At 77.4% G+C, this 1,803-nt stretch carries 1 rRNA gene; it reads right to left on the bottom strand.

The annotated features are described in order from the left end of the window. Nucleotides 1-1,726 precede the first annotated feature (1,726 nt). Nucleotides 1,727-1,803, bottom strand: a 5S ribosomal RNA gene (rrf, locus tag EBM89_RS22660); the annotation flags it as partial.

Raw genomic sequence — 1,803 nt, 5'->3', positions numbered from 1 at the left:
GCCGTAGCCGCCGCGCTCGCCGCGCCGCGGCCGGTCGTCCCCGCGGAACCCGGGACGCTCGTCGCGCCGACCGGGTCGCCCGGAGCCAGGCCGCCCGCCACGGTCGTCGCGCCGCGGAGCGCCGCGCCCACGGTCGTCGCGACCACCGGCTGGGCGCTCGCCCCGGTCGTCCCGACGGAAGCCCCCGGGCCGACCCTCGCGGTCGTCCCGGCGGTACCCGGGACGGTCGCCACGGTCGTCACGGCGGAAGCCCGGACGGTCGCCACGGTCGTCACGGCGGAAGCCCGGACGGTCGCCACGGTCCTCGCGACGCGGCGCGCCGTACCCGCGCTCGTCCCGCCCACCGGCGGGACGAGGCCCGCGGTCGTCACGACCGAAGCCACCCGCGCGGTCGTCGCGTCGGAAGCCACCCGCGCGGTCGTCACAGCGAGGGGCGCCCTCGCGCCCGTCGGCGGGACGCGCACGGTCGTCGCGACGGAACCCGGGACGGTCCCGGCGGTCCTCACCCCGCGGCCGGTCGTCGCCACGGAACCCACCCGGACGCTCAGGACGGTCCCCGCCGCGGAACGCCGGGCGCTCCGCGCGGTCGTCCCGACGCGGCGCCCCGTAGGCACGGTCCTCGCGGCCACCGGACGGACGACCGCCACGGTCGTCACGGCCCGACGCCGACCGGTCCGGACGCGAGTCCCGGCGGAAGCCACCGTCGCGGGCACCGCGGTCATCCCGGCGGAACCCTCCCTCGCGGGCCCCGCCGTCGTCCCGACGCGGTGCGCGCTCCTGCCAGCCGCCGCGGCGCTCGTCGCGCGCCGCACCGTCGCGGCGGAGACCCTCGCGGGAACCGCCCGCGGACCGGGGCGCCGCTGCGCGGTCGTCGTACCCGCGACCGGCAGCCGGACGGGCAGGACGCTCGTCCCGACGCTCATCCGCACGCTGCGCGACGTCGGCGGCAGCCGGGCGCTCGGCGCGCGCGGGACGACGGAACGTCGACTGCGTGTCCCGGTCGGTCCGCTCGTCGCGCACGGGGCGCCCACGCGACCCCGCGACCCGGGGCCCGCGACCGGTGCGGCCCTCTGCCGCAGCGCCGCGTCCGGCGAACCGCCCGACGCCCCCGCCCCGGCGCTCGCCGTCACGACCGCCGACGTCGCGTCGACCGCCCTCACCAGCCGGGCGCGTCCCGCGCTCGTCGCTGCTCATGTCCTGCGTCTCCTCGTCATTCGACCGCCGACCATCGTCTCATCCACCCGGGCAATCCCTCGCATCGAGCGCCCCGGCGCGCGCCCGCCGAGCCGTGCCACCACCGCAGCACTCCGATCCTTCTCGTGGGCGTACCGGATGGCGCGGGGACGCGGATCCAGCGGTGCTGTCAGGTCATCGCACCCCGGAGCACCCCGTGTGCGCCGAACCACCCCGGCAGTCCGACCTGACGGAACCGAGCGGGCAGCAGGACCGGCCTTGGAGACCGACTCCTGAGGAACGTCTCCACGCCCCGACGGCTCGCCCCACGGCGCGCCGGCTGCGATCCCTCGCGTCGCGGCACGACGGCCGGCGTCACGCCTCGCGACAAGCTCGGCCCAGTCCACGGCGCGAGACCCTGCCGCTCACACCCACCCGCGACCCACAGCGGCTACGTGATCTTCGACACCCACGGCCACCGGATATCCAGTCCGGGGAATGTCCGGGAAACACGAAGAGCCACCCCGAACGGGGTGGCTCTTCGTGAATGGGTGTCCGGCGGCGTCCTACTCTCCCACACCCTGGCGAGTGCAGTACCATCGGCGCTGAGGGGCTTAGCTTCCGGGTTCG

It is taken from the genome of Cellulomonas triticagri (genome assembly GCF_003696205.1).
Lineage (GTDB): Bacteria > Actinomycetota > Actinomycetes > Actinomycetales > Cellulomonadaceae > Cellulomonas > Cellulomonas triticagri.
This window is presented reverse-complemented; position numbering and strand designations above follow the sequence as displayed.